The sequence below is a fragment of the Mesonia maritima genome, from assembly GCF_042433895.1.
Taxonomy (GTDB): Bacteria; Bacteroidota; Bacteroidia; order Flavobacteriales; family Flavobacteriaceae; genus Mesonia; species Mesonia maritima.
This window is the reverse complement of sequence record NZ_JBHLUA010000012.1, coordinates 1-20,378: the sequence shown is the minus strand read 5'-3', so window position 1 is coordinate 20,378 and position 20,378 is coordinate 1. Positions and strand designations below refer to the sequence as shown.

The 20,378-nt window shown below is 32.5% G+C and carries 18 protein-coding genes and 1 tRNA gene; 14 read left to right on the top strand and 5 right to left on the bottom strand.

Annotation, left to right across the window (positions count from 1 at the left end; genetic code table 11):
* Window positions 1–13: 13 nt before the first annotated feature.
* The 3 genes from porM to ACFFGL_RS06860 all read left to right on the top strand — a co-directional run bounded on the left by porM (window position 14) and on the right by ACFFGL_RS06860 (window position 3,605).
* Window positions 14–1,573 carry a type IX secretion system motor protein PorM/GldM gene (gene porM, locus ACFFGL_RS06870; protein WP_309727128.1) on the top strand — a complete coding sequence of 520 codons (1,560 nt, stop codon included), beginning with the start codon at window positions 14–16 and terminating at the stop codon, window positions 1,571–1,573.
* 21 nt (window positions 1,574–1,594) lie between these two features.
* A complete protein-coding gene (gene porN, locus ACFFGL_RS06865) occupies window positions 1,595–2,491 on the top strand; it encodes a type IX secretion system ring subunit PorN/GldN (RefSeq protein ID WP_309727129.1) in 897 nt (298 codons plus the stop codon).
* Between the two features lie 70 nt (window positions 2,492–2,561).
* Complete coding sequence (locus tag ACFFGL_RS06860) at window positions 2,562–3,605, top strand: NAD(P)/FAD-dependent oxidoreductase (protein ID WP_309727130.1); 1,044 nt, start codon at window positions 2,562–2,564, stop codon at window positions 3,603–3,605.
* Here ACFFGL_RS06860 and ACFFGL_RS06855 read toward each other — a convergent pair.
* Entirely contained in the window at window positions 3,602–3,985 is a 384-nt protein-coding gene (locus ACFFGL_RS06855) for a DUF983 domain-containing protein (RefSeq protein ID WP_309727131.1), read from the bottom strand. The two genes, ACFFGL_RS06860 and ACFFGL_RS06855, sit on opposite strands and share 4 nt — an antisense overlap.
* 68 nt (window positions 3,986–4,053) lie before the next feature.
* Here ACFFGL_RS06855 and ACFFGL_RS06850 point away from each other — a divergent pair, with 68 nt between their 5' ends.
* The 5 genes from ACFFGL_RS06850 (at window position 4,054) to ACFFGL_RS06830 (ending at window position 11,906) form a co-directional block, all read left to right on the top strand.
* On the top strand, window positions 4,054–5,973 hold the full coding sequence (locus tag ACFFGL_RS06850) for an ABC-F family ATP-binding cassette domain-containing protein (protein ID WP_309727132.1): 1,920 nt from the start codon (window positions 4,054–4,056) through the stop codon (window positions 5,971–5,973).
* An 87-nt stretch (window positions 5,974–6,060) separates the two neighbouring features.
* On the top strand, window positions 6,061–7,194 hold the full coding sequence (locus tag ACFFGL_RS06845; RefSeq protein ID WP_309727133.1) for an efflux RND transporter periplasmic adaptor subunit: 1,134 nt from the start codon (window positions 6,061–6,063) through the stop codon (window positions 7,192–7,194).
* Window positions 7,194–10,394, top strand: coding sequence for an efflux RND transporter permease subunit (locus ACFFGL_RS06840; protein ID WP_309727134.1), 3,201 nt, complete (start codon window positions 7,194–7,196; stop codon window positions 10,392–10,394). The genes ACFFGL_RS06845 and ACFFGL_RS06840 overlap by 1 nt, the downstream gene beginning before the upstream one ends.
* Window positions 10,381–11,715 (top strand): TolC family protein, encoded by a 1,335-nt coding sequence (locus ACFFGL_RS06835; protein ID WP_309727135.1) that lies wholly within the window; start codon window positions 10,381–10,383, stop codon window positions 11,713–11,715. Before ACFFGL_RS06840 ends, ACFFGL_RS06835 begins: the two co-directional genes overlap by 14 nt.
* A gap of 11 nt (window positions 11,716–11,726) precedes the next feature.
* Window positions 11,727–11,906: a CPXCG motif-containing cysteine-rich protein gene (locus ACFFGL_RS06830; protein ID WP_309727136.1), complete on the top strand. Its 180-nt coding sequence runs from the start codon at window positions 11,727–11,729 to the stop codon at window positions 11,904–11,906.
* A 45-nt stretch (window positions 11,907–11,951) separates the two neighbouring features.
* Here ACFFGL_RS06830 and ACFFGL_RS06825 read toward each other — a convergent pair whose 3' ends face one another.
* From ACFFGL_RS06825 to ACFFGL_RS06815, 3 genes are all read right to left on the bottom strand, one after another.
* Window positions 11,952–12,113: a DUF1328 domain-containing protein gene (locus ACFFGL_RS06825; RefSeq protein ID WP_309727137.1), complete on the bottom strand. Its 162-nt coding sequence runs from the start codon at window positions 12,111–12,113 to the stop codon at window positions 11,952–11,954.
* 31 nt (window positions 12,114–12,144) lie between these two features.
* Complete coding sequence (locus tag ACFFGL_RS06820) at window positions 12,145–12,486, bottom strand: hypothetical protein (RefSeq protein ID WP_309727138.1); 342 nt, start codon at window positions 12,484–12,486, stop codon at window positions 12,145–12,147.
* A 113-nt stretch (window positions 12,487–12,599) separates the two neighbouring features.
* Window positions 12,600–13,628 carry a helix-turn-helix domain-containing protein gene (locus ACFFGL_RS06815; RefSeq protein ID WP_309727139.1) on the bottom strand — a complete coding sequence of 343 codons (1,029 nt, stop codon included), beginning with the start codon at window positions 13,626–13,628 and terminating at the stop codon, window positions 12,600–12,602.
* 120 nt (window positions 13,629–13,748) lie between these two features.
* Between ACFFGL_RS06815 and ACFFGL_RS06810 the strand changes: the two genes are divergently transcribed.
* The 6 genes from ACFFGL_RS06810 to ACFFGL_RS06785 all read left to right on the top strand — a co-directional run bounded on the left by ACFFGL_RS06810 (window position 13,749) and on the right by ACFFGL_RS06785 (window position 18,765).
* Window positions 13,749–14,822: a glycosyltransferase gene (locus ACFFGL_RS06810; protein WP_309727140.1), complete on the top strand. Its 1,074-nt coding sequence runs from the start codon at window positions 13,749–13,751 to the stop codon at window positions 14,820–14,822.
* 59 nt (window positions 14,823–14,881) lie between these two features.
* Window positions 14,882–14,954: transfer RNA gene (locus ACFFGL_RS06805), tRNA-Met, on the top strand.
* Between the two features lie 104 nt (window positions 14,955–15,058).
* Window positions 15,059–16,231 carry a tyrosine-type recombinase/integrase gene (locus ACFFGL_RS06800; RefSeq protein ID WP_309727141.1) on the top strand — a complete coding sequence of 391 codons (1,173 nt, stop codon included), beginning with the start codon at window positions 15,059–15,061 and terminating at the stop codon, window positions 16,229–16,231.
* 312 nt (window positions 16,232–16,543) lie between these two features.
* A complete protein-coding gene (locus ACFFGL_RS06795) occupies window positions 16,544–17,260 on the top strand; it encodes a hypothetical protein (RefSeq protein WP_309727142.1) in 717 nt (238 codons plus the stop codon).
* A 182-nt stretch (window positions 17,261–17,442) separates the two neighbouring features.
* On the top strand, window positions 17,443–17,973 hold the full coding sequence (locus ACFFGL_RS06790) for a hypothetical protein (protein WP_309727143.1): 531 nt from the start codon (window positions 17,443–17,445) through the stop codon (window positions 17,971–17,973).
* Window positions 17,974–18,609: 636 nt separating this feature from the next.
* The gene (locus ACFFGL_RS06785) at window positions 18,610–18,765 is read left to right on the top strand and encodes a hypothetical protein (RefSeq protein ID WP_309727145.1); all 156 of its coding nucleotides are present in this window, start codon (window positions 18,610–18,612) and stop codon (window positions 18,763–18,765) included.
* 352 nt (window positions 18,766–19,117) lie between these two features.
* On the opposite strand, the gene ACFFGL_RS06780 is transcribed toward ACFFGL_RS06785, so the two are convergent.
* Window positions 19,118–20,053, bottom strand: a complete 936-nt coding sequence (locus ACFFGL_RS06780) for a cold-shock protein (RefSeq protein ID WP_309727146.1) — start codon at window positions 20,051–20,053, stop codon at window positions 19,118–19,120.
* Window positions 20,054–20,378: the final 325 nt, after the last annotated feature.

Genomic DNA, 20,378 nt, shown 5'->3' with positions numbered 1-20,378 from the left:
TTTAACTAAGAATATGGCAGGAGGAAAACAAACCCCAAGGCAGAAGATGATTAACCTGATGTATTTGGTTTTCATCGCAATGATGGCATTAAATATGTCCAAAGAAGTCTTGACTGCTTTTGGAATGATTAATGAGGATTTGGCTGAAGCTAATGAAAATGCTGAACAACGAAACGCTAGTTTTATGGCAGGTTTAGCTGAAAAAGCTACGGAACAACCCAAAGTATATAAACCTTTACAACAAAAAGCACAAGAGGTTCAAAAGATCTCTTCTGAATTGAATAACTATATTGCAGGTTTAAAACAAGGAGCATTAGAAACAGAGGATGATCCTGAAGACTATGAGGCAATGGATAAATCGGGTTATTTTGATGAATTGTTTTATCAAAGTAAAATAACTGATGAAGGTCAGAAGTTCATTAACGAAATGGATGAATATCGTAACCAAATGATTGCTTTATTAGGAACGTTAGAAGGGCCTCAGTATAGACAAATTGAAGCAACCGTTAAGGAAAAATTCAAAACTGAAGAAGTGGTTGATGGTGAAGGAGTGAAAAAGGAATGGATCAATTATCATTTTATTGGTTATCCTCTTATTGCATCTCTTACAAAATTAACTCAATGGCAGAATAATATAAAAACTGTAGAGAATCAGTTATTATCTGCAATGATGCAAGGTGAGCAGGCTAGTCAATTATCAATGAGTAAATACCAAGCTATTGTAATTCCGGATAAAACAGCTTTCTTTAGTGGTGAAAATTTTAAGGGTAAAGTAGTTTTAGGTCGTTTTGATGATCAGCTTAGTTTTGACAAGGTGATGATTAATGGAAATGATGTGAGTGATGCTGGATCAACTGGTACCGTTCAGCTAGATTTTCCTGCTGGAAATGTTGGTGAGCAAAACATTACAGGAGAACTACAATTTAAAGAGGGAGATTCTATTGTTAAAATACCAGTTAAAACTTCATATGCTGTAATTCCTAAGCCAAATTCAGCAGTAATTTCCGCAGATAAAATGAATGTTGTCTATCGTGGTGTAGATAACCCGATGACCGTTTCAATTCCGGGTGTGCCAAGTGTAACGGCAAATGCTCCTGGACTTAGATCATCAGGAGGTGCTGGAAATTATGTTATGAATGTTACAAACGTAAAATCTCGAGATGTTACAATTAATGTTTCTGGTAAATTGCCAACTGGTGAAACAGTTTCAGATAGCAAGAAATTTAGAATTAAAGATATTCCACGTCCGGTTGGAACTGTAAGAGGTGAAGATGGAAATGGAGGGCCGGTAAGAATGCAACGTAATGGATTAGAAATTTCAACTATTAGTGCTGAAATTCCAGACTTTGATTTTGAATTAAAATTAAATGTTTCTGGATTTAAAATGCAAATTCCAGGGCAGCCTATTGTTCAAGTAAGCGGACAAAAATTAAATGGAGCTGCAAAACGTGCATTGCAAGGTGCAAAAAGAGGAGATGTAGTACAGATATTTGATATCGAAGCTAAAATTGCAGGAAACTCTAGTTATAGACTTCCTCCTGTATCTCCAGTTATTGTACAGCTTACAAACTAAGAATATAATATTTATTAAGTTATGAAGATGAAGAATCTATTTGTATTACTAATAGTAGCAGTTTTAGGAGGAAATCTCTACGCTCAAACTAATATTTTGAACGCAGATACGCCTGATGAAATTGGAAAGAAAACTGACGCTCAGATCGCTAATGATAATGACGAACCATTACCTTACGGTTATGTAGACGAGCGTGATATTCTTTGGGCAAAAACTACTTGGGAATATATTGATTTGGATGAGCGCGTAAATTTACCATTGCTTTATCCTATCGATACAGGTAGATTAGGGAGTGAACGTATGTCTTTATTTAATGTTCTTTTAAAAGGAATTAGAAGTGGTGAAATTAAAAATGTTTATGCTGATTCTTATTTCAACAGAAAGAGAACCTTAGAAGAATTAGGGCCTACTTTATCTCGTAGAGATACACTTCAAGCTGGATATGAGCAATTAAACGCTGGAGAAGAATTAGATCCTCAATTTGTTAGAAGAACAGATGTAGATGGAGCTGATGTTGAAGGCTACAGAGTTAGAGGTTATTGGTATTTCGATACTCGCCAAGGTGAATTACGTTACCGTTTATTGGGTATTTGCCCAATGGTGATCGATGCCTATGCGAAAAGTCAAAATAACCCGAATGCTCAACCGGTAGAATTGTTTTGGATTTTCTATCCAGAAGCTCGAAATGTTTTGCATGACGCTCAAGTTTTTAACCAATCGAATACCGCACAACCGCTCACGTTCGACCATTTATTAAATGCAAGGCGTTTTGACGCTGTAATTTATAAGGAAGACAACGTTCAAGGCGATCGTGAAGTAGATGAGTACGTTGCAGATAATGCGCTTATGCAACTATTAGAATCGCAACGAATTAAAGAATCTATCAGAAACTTTGAATCTGATATGTGGAATTACTAAATTCATAACTTAGTATATAAGAATTTAAAACGCCCTTTTCTAGAGGGCGTTTTTTAATTTAAGTTTGTTTATGCAAGACTATATAATTGTAGGTTCAGGATTAAGCGGTGTCACTTTAGCTCATTTTCTAAGAAGAAAAGGCTACACTTTTACGTTAATTAGTGATTATTCTCAGCAATCTTCTATTGTTGCTGGTGGAATAATGAATCCAATAGTGCTGAAGAAATTTACGTTAGCTTGGCAGGGAAATCTCCAACTCAAAAAAGCCACTGCTTTTTATAGAACAGTAGAAAAAGAATTAGCTATTGATATTTTAAAATTCTATTCAATATATAGAAGATTTAATTCTATTAAGGAGCAGAACGATTGGTTTGCAGCTTTAGATAAACCATATTTAAGCGATTTCTTAGGGGAAAATTTAGTAAGCAACATTCCTAACATTCAGTCTAATTATTCTTTTGGAAAAATGGAGGGAGCGGGAATTTTAGACACAAATTTATATTTAAAAGAATCCATCAATCTTTTACAAAAAGAAAATGCTTTCCAAGAAGAGAAATTTAATTATAAGAATCTTTTAATTAATGCTGATCACGTTTCCTATAAAAATACTTCAGCGAGAAAAATTATTTTTGCTGAAGGTTTTGGAGTAATGCAAAATCCCTATTTCAATTATTTACCAATTCAAGGAAATAAAGGAGAATATATTATCATTGAGTCTTCAGAATTAAAACTTGAAAGTTTATTGAAATCATCTGTGTTTATTATTCCTTTAGGAAATGATTTATATAAAGTAGGAGCGAGTTACGAACGAAATTTTTCAGATGCTAAACCCACTTCAGAAAAGCGTGATTATCTAAAGAATAAATTAGATGATGTAATGAGCTGTGACTATAAAATTATAGATCAACAAGCCGGAATCCGCCCAACAGTTCGCGACCGAAGAACAATAGTAGGTCAGCATCCAAAATATAAAAATTTATTCATAAGTAATGGTTTCGGAAGTCGTGGAATTTTAATGGCTCCCACAGTCAGTGAACAATTAATCGATTTCATTGAAAATGACAAAACTTTACCTCCGGAAATAGATTGCAATCGCTTCAATCATTTATATTAACGACCTGCCGATTTTTTGTAACTGAAGAAGAAGTTTATCCAAATATTTCTAGATAAACGCATGATTATCGGCATAAAAGCGATTAACGTTCCAATAATTGCAAGAAAAGAAACTAATAAGTCAGCACCTAAAAAAAAGTGAGCGATAACGAATGCTGCTACAGAAAAAGCCACGCCAAGTCCATAACTTACATACATTGCACCATAAAAAAATGAAGGTTCAATTTTGTATTTTGTGTGGCAATGCGAACATTTTTCGTGCATATCGTGAATACTTCCTAATTTATACGGATTCGATTTTTTATACATACTTTCTTCCTGGCAAACTGGACAAGTTCCGGTAATAATGCTGTATAATTTGGTGCCTTTCAAGAATTTCATAACTAGTTTTTTATAGCTGTACAAATTTAAGCATCTTTGCAGTTAATCCTGTTACATAAGTTACACTAATGTTGAATATTCATAATTTATCAATTTCCTTTCAAGGAGAGTTTTTATTCGAAGAAATTACTTACAGACTCGGTGCTGGAGATCGTATCGGTTTAGTGGGGAAAAATGGCGCCGGAAAATCTACGATGCTCAAAATTTTAGCGGGAGATTTAGAAGCCGATACCGGACAAATAGCGAAAGAAAAAGATTTGCGAATTGGCTTTTTACGTCAGGATATTGATTTTGATGAAGGAAGAACGGTACTCGAAGAATCTTACCAAGCTTTCGTGGAAATCAAAAAGCTTGAAAAAAGGCTGGCTGAAATAAATCATGATTTAGCTGAAAGAACCGATTATGAAAGTGAATCGTATCATCAATTAATGATCGATTTAAATGATGTTCAGCACCAATATGAAATTTTAGGCGGTTATAATTATCAAGGTGAGACCGAACGTATTTTACAAGGTTTAGGTTTCGAACGGGAAGATTTCAATAAACTAACGGAAACTTTTTCCGGGGGTTGGCGTATGCGAATAGAACTCGCAAAATTACTGCTTCAGAATAACGATATTTTATTACTCGATGAGCCAACAAACCATTTAGATATTGAAAGTATTATTTGGTTAGAAGATTTTTTAAAATCTTATTCGGGTTGTGTAGTCATTGTTTCGCACGATAAAATGTTTTTAGATAATGTTACCAACCGTACCATAGAAATATCGCTTGGTAAAATTTATGATTACCCAAAACCTTATTCTACCTATTTAACCTTACGGAAAGAACGCAGAGAGCAACAATTTGCCGCGCAAAAAAATCAGCAAAAGGAAATTGAGCATACCGAAAAGCTCATCGATAAGTTTAAAGCCAAAGCCTCAAAAGCTTCAATGGCAAAATCTTTAGAGAAAAAGCTCGATAAAATTAATAGAATTGAAGTCGATGAAGACGATAATAGTGTGATGACTTTAAATTTTCCGGTCTCTGTAAATCCCGGAAAAGTGGTTATTGAAGCCGAAAATATTTCGAAAAGCTACGGAAATAAAAATGTACTTCAACATATAGATTTAGAAATTGAACGCAATGCAAAAACGGCTTTTGTAGGCCAAAATGGGCAAGGGAAATCTACCTTAGCAAAAATTATTGTCGGCGAAATTGAATACCAAGGAAAACTGAAATTAGGACATAATGTGCAAATCGGATATTTTGCTCAAAATCAAGCCGAATATTTAGACGGAAATAAAACCGTTCATGATACGATGTTAGATGCCGCAAACGAAAAAACACGTACCAAAGTCCGCGATATTTTAGGTGCATTTTTATTTAGAGGCGACGATGTCGATAAATATGTAAAAGTACTTTCAGGAGGAGAACGAAATCGATTAGCACTCGCTAAAATGCTGCTAGAACCGTTTAATGTGTTGGTAATGGATGAGCCAACAAACCATTTAGATATTCAGTCTAAAAATGTTTTAAAAGAAGCGCTCGCAAAATTTGAAGGAACGTTAATTCTAGTTTCACACGATCGTGATTTTCTGCAAGGCTTAACGCATACAATTTATGAGTTTAAAGATCATAAAATAAAAGAATATTTAGGCGATATCGATTATTATTTACAAGAGCGAAATATTGAAAATCTACGTGAAGCAGAAAAAAGAACTACTGTAAAAAAAGAGGAAAACTCATTAAACGAAAAGCCTACAAAACAGTCTTATAAAGACCAGAAGAAATTGAAATCGCTTAATAATAAGTTGAGCAATGTTGAAGCGAAAATAAGTAAGTTGGAAAAAGAAATTAAAGAAGACGATGTAGAACTGGCAACAAACTATGATAAAACCGTTGCAGATCCTGATTTTTTTACACGTTATGAAGCGAAAAAAGAAGAATTACATACGTTAATGAAAGATTGGGAAGAAATTCAAGAACGCTTAGAACAATTCAACTAGCCTTAAAATATTGCTAAACTTTCAGCATTTTGCCAAGGTTTAGTTTAACTAATCTTATTATTAATAAATTTTTATAAATACCTCTTAATGAGAAAGTTTATTAGCATTTTTATTGGCTTAATTATTTTAATCGGTGCCAGTGCATTAGCTTATTATTTAATCGATAGTAATAAAAAAGAAAAACCACCCGTAAAAAAAGTGGTGAAAACCGTGTTTGTAGATACCGTTCAAAACAAAACGATTCCTATTCAACTTCCGGCAAACGGGACATTAGTCGCAAAAAATAGAATTGAATTATTTTCTGAAGTTCAAGGTGTTTTTCAATATAGCGCAAAAGAGTTTAGACCTGGTCAAACTTACAATCGCGGACAAGTTTTACTGAAGTTAAACGCACAAGAATATACCGCTTCGGTACAATCGGCTAAAAGTGAATTATATAATCAAATTGCGGCGATTATGCCCGATTTGCGTCTAGATTACCCTGAAGTATTTCCGAAATGGGAAAAATATCTAAACAATTACGATTTAAATAAAACAACTCCAAAACTTCCTGAAATTTCCAATTCAAAAGAACGGTATTTCATCACCGGAAGAGGAATATTATCTACCTATTACAACGTAAAAAATTTAGAAGAAAGGCTTGTAAAATATACTATTGTTGCTCCGTTCGATGGCGTTTTAACCGAAGCTGTTGTAACTAAAGGCGCGTTGGTTCGGCAAGGTCAAAAATTGGGAGAATTTATAGATCCTTCAGTTTATGAATTAGAAGTTTCCATTGCTAAAGAATATAGCGATTTGCTAAAAGAAGGTGAAAAAGTAAGCCTTACAGATCTAGAAGGTAAAAAAGATTACACGGGAACCGTCTCGCGTATAAATGCCAGTATCGATCAAAATACACAATCCATTCGCGTTTATATTGAAGTAAAAAATGATGCTTTAAAAGAAGGAATGTATTTAGAAGCGCAACTAGAAGCAAAAAAAGTAGAAAACGCTATCTTAATCGACCGAAAATTATTGGTCGATCAAACGCAATTGTACATTGTAAGAGAAAACGTTCTCGATTTAGTTGAAGTAAATCCGGTTTATACTTCAGAAAAAAAGGCAGTTATCAAAGGTTTAAAAGATGGAACAAAATATATAAAAAAACCTGTTCCCGGAGCCTATGCCGGAATGCCTATTAAAATTTTTCAAGATAAAAAGCAAGCTAAAACCAACGACTAATGCGTAAAATTATCAGTTATTTTATTCGTTATGAAGTTGCGGTTAATATTGTAATTCTCGCTTTTATTGCCTTCGGAATTATAGGCTTAACAAGAATGAAATCTTCATTCTTTCCTTTAATCGAGTCACAAATTATCAATATCGATCTAAATTATCCCGGTGCCACGCCACAAGAAATTGAAGAAGGAATTGTTCTTAAGATTGAAGATAATTTAAAAGGCTTGGCCGGTATAGATCGCGTAACATCTACTTCCCGACAAGGCGGCGGAAGCATTACCGTAGAGATCGATCAAGATGAAGATATCGATGTCATGCTAACCGAAGTGAAAAATGCGGTAGATCGCGTTCCTACTTTTCCGGCAGATATGGAACCGCTCGTTATCGCAAAAGAAGAAAACATTCGTGAAACCATTTCTTTTGCAATTAATGGTGAAGGAATTTCCCTAGAAACTTTAAAAGAAATAAGCCGTTCTATAGAAAATGATCTTCGCAGAATGGATGGAATTTCGCAAATTGAAATTACCGGTTTTCCTGAAGAAGAAATTCAAATTGCCGTTCGGGAGAACGATTTATTAGCGTATAATTTAACCTTTCAGGAAGTTGCCAATGCCGTTGCAGAAACCAATATTTTAACTACCGGCGGGAATATAAAAACAAATGCTGAAGATTTTTTAATTCGAGCCAGTAATCGTTCGTATTACGCAGATGAATTAAATAATATTGTAGTTAGAGCCAACGATAATGGGACGCTCGTTCAGTTAGAAGATGTAGCAACTGTTCGCGATCAATTTTCAGAAACGCCAAATGCTTCTTATTTCAACGGGAATGTTGCGGTAAATGTAAATATCAGCAATACTAATAATGAAGATTTACTTTCTACTGCTGAAAAAATTAATGAGTATGTAAACGATTATAATGAAAGTCACGAAGTAGTTCAACTTGATATAACGCGTGATTCTTCAGTCCGATTAAATCAGCGAACGCAATTGCTTATTGAAAATGGAATTATGGGAATTGCCCTGGTATTAATTTTTCTTTCCTTTTTTCTGAATACACGCTTAGCTTTTTGGGTAGCTTTTGGTTTACCGGTTGCTTTTTTAGGAATGTTCATTTTTGCAGGTTCGCTGGGAGTTACCATTAACGTACTTTCCCTTTTTGGAATGATTATAGTAATCGGAATTTTGGTAGATGACGGAATTGTAATTTCAGAAAATATTTATCAACATTACGAAATGGGAAAATCTCCCATAAAAGCCGCTATCGATGGAACGATGGAAGTTATTCCGCCAATTGTTTCAGCAATTATTACCACCGTTTTAGCTTTTGCCACGTTTCAATTTTTAGATAGTAGAATAGGCGAATTTTTTGGAGAAGTTTCAACTGTTGTAATTCTCACCCTGGTCGTCTCTTTAATTGAAGCTTTAATTATTTTGCCGGCTCACATCGCCCATTCCAAAGCCTTGATTAAAGAAACCGAAGAGGAACAGAAATCTAAAAAAGGAATCGATAAAGTTTTTTACAAACTGCGCTGGTTCAATAAAAAAGGAGATGAGTTTATGCAGTATTGCCGTGATAAAATTTACAGTCCGGCATTAAAATTCGTATTGCGTCAACGTTTTGTTTCGTTTGCATTTGTAATCGCAGCTTTTGTAATTACAATTGGCGCGATTGGCGGCGGAATTATTAGAATTACCTTATTCCCGAGTATTGCCAGTGACACGGTTAGTATTAACTTATTAATGGCAGAAGGAACCAACCCAAAACGGACCGATTCTGTAATTTCTATGGTTGAAGATGCAGCTTGGCGCGTGAATAAAGAATTTACCAAAAAACAAACCGGCAATAAAGAAGTAGTTGAAAATATTATAAAACGTGTGGGACCCGGAAATAATAAAGCTTCGCTACGGGTAAATTTATTACCGGGAGAAGAACGCGATTTCGGTTCACCAGAAATTACCAATGCGATTCGAGATGAAGTTGGCGAAGTTTATGGCGTTGAACAATTAACTTTCGGTTCCGGCGGAAATTTTGGCGGAAGTCCTATTTCGGTTTCATTGTTAGGAAATAATACTGAAGAATTAAAAGCAGCAACCGAAGAGTTGCGTGAAGCCTTAGAAAATAATTCGTTGTTAAAAGATATTACCGATACCGATCCGGAAGGCGCAAAAGAATTAAATGTGACGCTAAAAGACAATGCGTATGCGTTAGGTTTAACCCTAAATTCGGTTATGAGGCAAATTCGCGGTGGTTTTTTTGGAGCGCAAGCACAACGTTTTCAGCGCGGACAAGATGAAATTCGGGTTTGGGTTCGCTACGGATTAGAAAATAGAAATTCGTTAAGCGATTTAGATGAAATGCGCATTGTAACACCAGCCGGAGAACGTGTTCCTTTTCAAGAAATTGTCAGTTATAGAATCGCAAGAGGAGATGAATCGATTCGGCATTTAGATGGCGTTCGGGAAATTCAGGTGAATGCAGATATGGAAGATCCTAATGGAAGTTCTACTGAAATTTTACTAGATATTCAGAATAATGTTATGCCCGAAATTACTTCAAAATATCCTACGGTAAAAGCTTCTTATGAAGGGCAAAATAGAGAAGCCGGAAAATTAACCGATTCAGCAAATAAAGTTTTTCCGGTCATTTTATTTTTAATTTATGCCACGATTGCGTTTACTTTCAGAAGTTATAGCCAGCCGCTATTATTAATGCTAATGATTCCGTTAAGTGTAATTGCAATTGGTTGGGGACATTTAATTCACGGTTTCCCCATTAATGTACTTTCAGCATTAGGAATTATCGCGCTCATCGGAATTATGGTAAATGACGGTTTGGTGTTAATCGGAAAATTTAATGCCTTTTTAAAAGAAGGAATGAAATTCGATGATGCTTTATATGAAGCGGGAAGATCGAGATTTCGTGCCATATTTTTAACCTCTGTTACTACAATTGCCGGTTTAGCACCTTTGTTGTTAGAAAGAAGTAGACAAGCCCAATTTTTAAAACCGATGGCAATTTCAATTGCTTACGGAATAGGAATTGCGACTTTACTAACTCTATTATTTTTACCACTATTATTATCAGCTACAAATGAATTGAAAACAAAAATAAAGTGGTTGAAAACGGGAAATAAAATTTCGAAGGAAGAAGTTGAACGTGCTATTAAAGAGCAAAAAATAAAAGAAGATGAAAAAAATTAATCAGTTTCTTTTAGTCAGCATTTTTTTATTCAGTTGTGTTGTTCAAGCGCAAGAAGAGCTTCCTTTTTTATCGAAGAAAGAAGCCATCGAGCAAACGTTAGAAAATAATTTTGGAATTGAAGTATCCGAAAATAATACCGAAATAGCCGAAAATAATGCCAGTATTTTAAATTCCGGTTATTTACCGAGTTTAACTGGAAATGCGTTTACAAATTATAGTTTAAACGATCGTTTAACCGAAGTTAACGGGGAAGAACCGCGTGACCAAAATAATTTAGAAAATACCGGTTACGGCGCTTCCATCGATTTAAATTACACACTTTTTGATGGTTTAGGGAGATTGTATAATTACCGACAATTAAAAGAACAATACGATTTATCTGAACTTGAAGCAAGAGAAACGATAGAAAATACACTTTTAGAACTTTTTTCAGTTTATTTTGAAATTGCACGTTTATCTGAAAATGTAGAGGTTTTAAAACAAACGCTCGAAATTTCACAACAGCGCGTTACCAGAGCAGAATATCAATTTGATTACGGACAAAGCAATAAGTTAGAAGTTTTAAACGCCCAAGTTGATGTCACCAACGATAGCATAAATTTAATTAGTACTCGCCAGCAATTGCGAAACACCAAAAGAGATTTAAATGTAATTTTAAATAAGGAACCTAATGCTAATTTTGAAGTTGATACGCTGGTTTCGTTTACACCACAATTAACGATAGAAAATTATGTAGAAGAGGCAAAAAGTAATAATGTTTCCTTGCTTCAAATTGAAAAAAATCTTGTGATAAGCGAATATGATATTAAAGTGAATCGATCGGGTTATTTACCAACGGTTGGTTTAACGGGTTCGTACGGCTGGAATAGAAATAAGAGTGCTGAAAGTCCTTTTTTTCCGGGTTCATTACAAACCACTTCCGGGCTTTCTGCGAGCGTTAATTTATCGTGGGATATTTTTGATGGCGGATCGACAGCTGTTCGGGTAAGAAATGCGAAAATACGTTATGAAAATCAACAGTTGCAAAAAAAGCAAATTGAAAATGAAGTAAATCGCGATCTAAAAAACGCATTAGACAAGTATCAAAATCGTTTATATATTTATCGTTTACAAGAGCAAAACGTAATTACTAGTGAAGCGAATTTTGAACGTTCTGAAGAGCGATTTAAAATCGGTCAGATTTCTTCTATCGAATTTCGGCAAGCGCAAATAAATTTAATTAACGCAAAAACGAGTAAAAATTTAGCGAAATACGACGCTAAATTAGCTGAACTTCAGGTGTTGCAACTATCTGGTCAGCTTTTAAATGTTGAATTTTAGAATACTTTTTTATGATAGAACATTTTTTTCAATGTCCACATTGTTGGGAAGAAATATCGATGTTATTAGATCCTTCCGTAAGTCAAACTTATGTGGAAGATTGTGAGGTTTGCTGTAATCCGATAAAAATTGAAGTGAAGTTTGAAGCAGGAAATTTGGTAGTTTTTCAAGCGGAAAGTTTAGAGCAATAAAAAAGGCGCTTCTCTTGAAGCACCTTTTGTTTTTTCTGTTTTAGCTTATCTTCTAAACATTCTTGATATTAGTGAAATTACTAATAGTACAATAAAAATGTAGAAAATAATTTTTGCAATATCTGCAGCTCCTTCAGCAATACCACCAAATCCGAAGATTGCGGCAACTAAAGCGATTATCAAAAAAATAACAATCCATCTAATCATAATAATTAAGTTTTAAGGTTAGTAGTTAGTTTTAATTTAAGCTATAACTCGAATTTTTGGCTATTTTTCGAGAAGTCTTTTGTGTTCGTTGTCTTTTAATACACGTTAATAACAGTTGTTTCATGCTACTAAAATGTAATTCTACAATTTTAGATGAAGCGGTTGTTAGACGATCATCGGTATGTTGTGTAGAATGGTGGTATTGAAGATAAGCAATTTTTCGCTCATAATCAATCGCTACTTCTTGAGCCTGAAAATTTCTTTTAAGAAAATAACTGTACAGCCTGTCTGAAGTCTTATTTTTTGGGAAAGCAAAAGATTTTTTTATCTCTTCAATTATCGCTTCCTCGTAATAATATTCTCTAACTTTCATTCGTTTTTTTGTTTTAAAAATAGAATGAAACTGCATCATTTTCAATAAAAAAAACTTAATTAGCGCATTTTTAACACTAAAATGACAACTTCTTAAAAAAACATTAATATGTACTAAATCACCTTCTTAGTGTCTTTTCCTTTCCTAAATTGGTTTGGTGTTATATTATAGCGTTCCTTAAAAACTTTCGAAAAATAACTAGGATTGCTCAGCCCGATTTTTTCAGTAATTTCCTGCATACTTATTTCAGTATTAATTAATAATTCTTGAGCTTTCTCTAATCGTTTATTTTGAATAAAATTGTTTACCGTATCATTATAAAGGTATTTAAAACCTTCTTGAAGTTTATTAATGTTTATGCCAATGGCGTCGGCAATTTCTTTTACGGTATAAGTTACCGAAAGATCTTGAGTCATATTTTCGGTAAGGGCAATTATTTTTTCAATCTCTTGTTTGCGAAGAACTTGTTGATTTTTGTCCAGTTTTAAATCATCTTCATATTGATCTATCTGAACCGCTAACATTTCTAAGGCTTGAGATTCTAATTTTACCGCTCTAAGAAAATCTGAAAACAGGTCTGTATTCATTTGCGAAATTAAATCTGAAGTTCGCAAGCTATAATTTCCTTGATAATAGAAAAGCTTATTAGCCTCTACATCCATCAGTAAATTTTTTAGCGGGTGATCGAAGCGTTCTAAACTACACGGAAATTCTTTTACAAACATGGCGCGATCTATTTCTAAACTATTCATATGAACGCGTTTTCCCGCTTCGAATTCTAAAATATGTCCGTTATGCGAACTACTGGCAACTAAAGCATTTTGGTAGGTTTCAATAATATTTGGTTTATTGAGTTCTTCAAAACTATGTTTAATTATACCGTTGCTACAAAAAATAAATTTTAGCGGATGAATTTGGCTTAATGAGAAATGAATATTTATGTTCTCTTTAAAAACACAGTCGTATTCAATTACACCAATTCCTTTTCTGAAATTTATTCCGCGTACATAACCTTTTCCGTGTTTTTCAGGAATTTGAATAAGAAATTCTTCGCAATGATCAATCACTTCGCAGTTAAGTTCTGTTGCTAAATCGCGAATAACATCTTTTAGAGGTAGAGATTTTACATAAATGTGCCGCATGAATGATTTGTCTTATTATTTATGTTGAATGAGTCAATACTTATTAGGCTTTCTAAAGACCTTTGAATGTTAAAGGTAATAATTTACGGGAAAATCCCTAATTACAATTAATTTTTGTTGATGAATATAGCAATTATAGCACATAATAATTACCCGATTACTTCTTCAAGTTCTTCGCCTGAAGATAAACTCATTTTGGGTTTAATTGATGCTTTGCAGCAAAAAGGAGCAAATATTACACTATTTGCACAATCTGGGTCTCAGGCAAATTGCACTATTCAAACTTTTAATACCAATTCGATAGATTGGCAATATGAAACTGAAGAAAATCCGGCACAACGAAAATTAGTTGAAGAAAATCACGCGTATTTAGAAGCGTTTCAAATTTTAAAAAATTCTGATGTAGATCTGGTTCATAATTTTTCAACCCATCAATTACCAATTTTTACCGCTCAGTTTTTAACAATTCCTACGTTAACGCTACTTCAGCAAAAACCATTGGCCTCCTTACAGAGTGCGGTAAAATTGAATCAGCAGAAAAATTGCTTTTTCATTGCTCCAAACTATTATTTAAAATCTATTTGGTCGCCTCATTCTAAAATAGATGATATTATCTACAATGGAATTGATGAAGATCTTTGGAAATTTAGAAATGCTTATGAAGAAAAGCGCTTTATCTTTTGGGGAGAAATAGATCGTTCTTCAAATTTAGAAAAAATAATAAAAACGATTAAACGGAATAATTATAAGCTTTGGATTACAGGTAAAATTACCAATTCAGCTTATTTTGAATATGTAATACAACCGGAATTAACTAAAAACATTGAGTATTTGGGGGAGTTGGAAGATAGTGCAACAGCAAAATTATTGGGGGAAGCTAATGCCGCTATTTTCTCAACTACCCACCCAAATACTAGTGAAAAAATACTTCAATCTTTAAGTTGTGGGACACCCGTAACCACTTTTGCTGATGAAGAAGTTATGGAATATTTACCATCGAGTTGTGGGAATTTTGTAACCGAAGACGATGAGGATTCTTTGGAAAGAGCTTTGCAGGAAGCGATATTAAAATCTCGAAAAGGTTGTAGAACTTTTGTTGAAGAAAATTTTACTATTCAGAAAACAATAAAAGAATATTTAGCTCTTTATCAGAAAATTATAAATCAATATAGCCAAAAGCTAAATTTAATATAAAAAATAGCATTATTTTTTTGGAAAACACCGAAAAAGTATTGTATATTTGCAGCACAAATCGCGGGATAGAGCAGTAGGTAGCTCGTCGGGCTCATAACCCGAAGGTCACTGGTTCGAGTCCAGTTCCCGCTACTAGATTAACGAAACCCTTGCAATAGCAGGGGTTTTCGCATTTTTAGCCCTTAATTGTGGTTCATATTTGGTTCATCATTTTTAGGGATAACGCTAAAAAAAAAATGAATACTTTTCAAAAATCTACTTCTCAGAAAATTTTATTTGTTGATTATGTTCCTGCTGAATTAAAAGAAACAACTAGCGATAATTGGCGTGTGGTTTTTCAGGTTAAAATTCCTGGAAAGGAAAAAATGAAACGTTATAAAAGGCACGTTCCTAAAATCTCAAATAAAAGATTAAGAGAGCAACACGATAAAAGAATGTGCGAGAATATTAATAGAAAGTTAGCACGTGGGTGGTCACCATTTTATGAAGGTTATTCAGAAAATGAGTTTCAACTTTTAGTGAATGTTTTAGATAAATTTATTGAACAGAGCGAAAGACGATTTAAGGACAATTTACTGCGTAAAGATACTTTGCGCTCATATATTTCATTTTCAAAAAATATTGTAGTCTATCTAAAGCATATTGAAAAAGAGAAAATGTTTACCGTCGAATTTGACCGAGCATTTATTATTCAATTTTTGGATCATATTTATTTTGAAAAGAAAAGAACCGCCAGAACCAGCAATAATTATTTATCGTTTTGCAACCAGCTTGCTATTTTCATGGTAGATCGCGGTTATATTCCTTCAAATCCAGCTAGTAAAATTCAAAAAAGAAAAGTAGGGAAGAAGAAGCGAGAAATTTTACCAGGTTATTTGCGAAATGATATTTTTAAATACTTAGGAAGAAAAGACAAACCATATTTGACGCTTTGCCTAACCGTTTATTTTTGTTTTATCAGACGAACTGAGCTTACAAAATTAAAAGTAAAGCATATCGATTTAGATACTGATACTATTTTTATTCCTGCGGAAATTTCTAAAAACAAAAAAGATGGTGTTGTAACAATTCCTAAAATGCTTAAGAAAATGCTAGCTGACCATATACATAAAAGTTTAAATGAAGATTTTTTATTTTCTTCAGATAATTTTCAACCTGGCAGAGAAAAAATTGAACCGAAAAAGATTAGTGATGAGTGGACGAAAATGAGAAATATTTTAAAATTTGATTCTCGCTATCAATTTTACTCTTTAAAAGATACGGGAATTACACAATTATTTTTACTTGGAGTACCGGCAATGAAAATTAGAGATCAAGCAAGACATCACGATATAAAAATTACTGAAAGTTATACACCTAGAAATTTGGAAGCAGATAACTTGTTAAAAGAGTTAGATTTTAATTTTTAAAAAAAAATATACTTTTTACCACTTTTTTTTGTATTTCTGTAACTTTGCCTGTTTTAAGCGTTTAAGATATTGATATACAGTATTTTGAAAAGTTACAAAAACCTAAAATTTTTTGTAACTTTTTCTAACAAAGGCATAAATTTTTGTAACCGAAGTCATTTTGACTAATATTCGAGTTCGAATAATTTAATTTCAAAGAAAAGTTTACAATTCTTATAACCATAACAAAAAAGTTCTGTTATCCCGGAATAATATATTATAAACAGATATATTTGTTAGGATATAACCAGTTGCCACACATTTGAGAAAAATATGAGAAACATTATAATTTTAGGAATTACATTAATAATTCTGACTTCTTGTGGGAATGACGAAAAGCCAAAAGTAATTTACCCAGAAAATGAGGAAATTCAAACAACGGAATTAAAAAAAGACTCAACTCTAATAGAAATTGCTGACATTCCAATTCATATTGACAGTACAAAATATTTAATCCACCCGATTGGAGAATATAGAATGTATGGCTCTAGAGGAAAAGTTTATTTTGGTTCTTCTAGTTATAGTTCTGGAAGTTTCTCAATAACTAATTACAATAGATATGAAATCACTGGAAATCTTCACAATCTAAAATTTCAACAAATTGATTCTGAAAACCTAACATCATTAACCACGAAAAATATCCGAATCAAGTCAATCACCTTTTTAAGAGACCTATTTGATAACACAAAAAAACAGATTTTAATCTATCGTGTGTTGGACAAAGACACTAATCGAGACAATGAGCTTGACGATAATGATGTAGAAACTTTGTACATAAGTAACATTGATGGTTCTGAATTCGAAAAACTAACATCCGAATTTCATGAACTTATTGATTGGAAAGAAATAGGAATTAAAAACCGAATTTATTTTAGGAGTATTGAAGACACGAATAAAAATGGAGAATTTGATAAGGATGACAAAATTCATTATCAATATGTGGATTTTAACTCTGACAAACGACTTGTAACTGAATATAAACCGATATAAAAAACGTGTGGCAACAACGTATAAAATTAATTGCTAGTGCAAGCCAACCTACGAAAATCCTCGCGGATTTTCTATTCGGTTTGTATTTGCTAAATTAGGTGCTTAAACACGCAACTAATATTATACACACACGTTGTGCAACATTTGAATCGAACCCACAAACTAAAATTAAACTATTGACTTTGAAATCAGAATTAAACATAAACTCTTTGCTAAAGAAAACGCTTTTGATTGTATTCATTACATTCTTTTCTTGTAAAAACAGTTATGATTCAGAGTCTGAATTTATGGATTGCATTTATTCTAAAACTACTGATTCCAAATCCCTAATTGAAAGTGCAATATTCCAACACGAAGTTTATTTAAAAACTAAAGGTATTATCGACGATAATAAAGGAAAAGACTATAAAAAATTTATTAGAGAGATTGGTGAGGGAAATATCAATCCGAATATGATTGAAAAAACATTAGCTCTTAATGTGGACGAATTAGATATTGATGTCATCGGTTGTGGAAAAAAATATTCGGCAAAAAGTACTAAAGCAAAAAAATTCCGTAATTTTTTTAAAGATATTCTTGAAAACAAAAAAGACATTAAAACAGCATTTAATGATTTTGATAAAATTGCAAATGAAGAAGACTTTGAGCATCCCTTTTTTAAAATCTGCACTTTTGTAATATTGGATTATTATATTTTAAACTTAAATGAATAAAAAACGTTGCACAACAATGTATAACCGCAATTACGGCGGATTCGACTACGTCCGAATCCACTCGGAATTGCTAGCGTCTATGCTTAACCGAAAATTATTAACTTTAAATCCGTAACTGACGGTTATACGAGACCGTTGTAAACAAGGCAAAAAAAATGTTATATTTACAACAAGCAATAAAAAGTTATTAAATGAATCAATTACTGAATTTTTACGACAAGCTTTTTCTTTTTTGTTATGATTTTCAAAAGAGCAGAGTTACATCTCTTTATTTTCCTCTTTTAGTCCTTTCTACTGCACAAGCTGTCAACCTTTTTTTTCTTTTTATTCTAATCTTTCATTTTTTGAGAATAGAAACACCTCTACGTGAAATTTTCTTAGGTTTTGAGGTAGGTATGATATTGTTAAATTTTTATATGTACGAAATCAGGAATAGAACAGAAATTGTGCTCAAAAAAAAACTAAGACTAACTTTCTTTTTTAAAATTGCCTCCTACTTCTATGTTTTAGCATCATTCTCAGCACCTTTTGTATTAATTTATTTTATAAATGGATATAATTAAAAAAATAGTGTTATTGAGACTCGGCTTCTCCTTTTTATACAAAAAGTTTAAACTAATAAAAATCTGATATATTATGGCTAGAGCAGGCGCAATTTTAATTATTATTTGGATTATATGTCTTGCCTTTATGGTAATTACCAAAAAGGACAAACAACAAATAAAAGAAACATTTTTTGTGGGATCATTCTTTACTACTATCTGGATTGTGATTTACCTATTAGTATTGTAAATATCTGTTTATGAAACTTCTTTACAACCGATTTATTTTAAACATTTAAAACTCGTAAACATCGCAAAAAGGAAAAATATAAATGGAATAGTTTATTGCACAGGATTGGCAAGACGAATCAAAAAATGAAACAGGGAAAAAGCCCTGTTTACAACACAGTATATAACAAATAGCTGCTTCTTTTCTAAAACGGAAATTTTGGTATATTTATGAAGTCGCCAAATCTTTTGATTTGGCTTTTGTAAGAAAAAGATAAAAACAAAATGCAAAAGTTTTGGCTTGTCGCAAGATTGAAAAATAACTCATAATTTCACGCTACTGGTCATATACAATCACGTTAGCAACAAGCATTCTAAAAAAATTCAGATAAATCATTTTCTACTCCTTCAGCAAGTTCTTTTTTACTTACCCATTTTATATCATAATCATCAGTATTGTTAAACAAAAACTCGTCAATTTTATCAGATATAAAGCTTCTAAATGGATAATTAGCTAAAGGTGTAGTTTTTTTAATCTTATGTCTATATTTTGATAAGTAATTGAGATGTTCATCCCTACTGTAATTTTCTCTGAAAACTTTTAATTTTCTTAAGCGTATTTCATTGAGTTCATCATCTTTAACATCAACCCGCTTAATATCAAAATTTCCTCCACTAGGATGTCTATCTCTGTAAAGGTATTCATAATAATTTAAAAATTCTGTAATGTAGTTATCTTCGAATTTTGGTTCGATTTTTCCTTTATTTGTTTCAAAATTGAGCTGATTGGAAATAAAATCTAAATCAAATTTATAATTTATATCATATTTGGATGAAATGAAATAAGTAAACCAAGCATCAGTCCAATCTTTACCACCAGTATAGCCAAATTTCGAATTGATGATAATTTTATAATCATTAATAAATTCTGATGTAGAGAACTGATTTACATATAAGTTTAAATATTCATCTTGCTTTTCACATAGAAAATTAAATTCTTTATCAATCTCAGTATTAAATAAGGTTCTTTCTAGCTCATAGAGTTTGCTGTCACTTACTACCGCCAACCATTTATAAAGTGGATTTTTTGAAATAAATAATTCTTTTTTTAAATCATAACATTTCTCAAGTAATCTGATATTTACAGCTGCTTTTCCTTTCGGTGTTTCTATAATATCAAAGGCTACATTACTTAACCTGTGAATATCGTCTTTTAAGTTAGAAAAATGGAAAAAAATACTTTCATCCAATGTTTTTATAAATCCGTATTTACTTAATGGAAAATATCTGTAAACAATCCCTACGTCCATATCCTATATTATTTTAAGTTAACTAATATAACAAAAAAAGCCAGTTGCTAACAACGTATATAACAAATAGCTGCTTCTTTTCTAAAACAAAAATTTTGGTATATTTGGTTAGTCGCCAAATCTTTTGATTTGGCTTTTTAAAATGTAAAGATAAAAACAAAATACAAAAGTTTTGGCTTGTTGCGAGATTGAAAATTAGCTCATAATTTCACGCTACTTGCCAAGAACTGTGTTAAAAAACAAATAAATTCGAATATTTATTTCGCTAATACGCTTCTATGATTTTCATCGTATTTCAAACCTGATTTGGCAATTGCAAAGGCCT